The sequence below is a fragment of the Pseudomonas sp. SIMBA_041 genome (assembly GCF_046535095.1).
GTDB classification, from domain to species: Bacteria; Pseudomonadota; Gammaproteobacteria; order Pseudomonadales; family Pseudomonadaceae; genus Aquipseudomonas; species Aquipseudomonas mucoides.
This window is the reverse complement of the sequence record NZ_JAWRXJ010001036.1, coordinates 1-230: the sequence shown is the minus strand read 5'-3', so window position 1 is coordinate 230 and position 230 is coordinate 1. Positions and strand designations below refer to the sequence as shown.

Annotated in this window: 1 protein-coding gene; it reads right to left on the bottom strand. The window is 53.0% G+C overall.

Annotated features, from left to right (window positions below; translation table 11 throughout):
* On the bottom strand, positions 1-230 hold a 230-nt coding region (locus SB725_RS34260), incomplete at both ends, for a nitroreductase family protein (protein WP_410923837.1).

The window sequence follows — 230 nt, the reverse complement described above, 5'->3', positions numbered from 1 at the left end:
GGCTCATCAAAGCCGCCCATAGCACAGCTATCAAATCCATGAGCACGTAGTGCTAGCATGAGGTTTTCGGCGGCAAGAGCGGTGTTATTGGTTGCCCAGTTTTTGGTATCTTCAAACGTATAATAAGGCGATTTGATTGGGCCCTTTACGCGTCTGACCACTTGCGTCGCGCCCCATTTCGCAGCCGAAACCACGTTGGCTGGGCCGCGCAGAAAGTCCATCGTGACAAC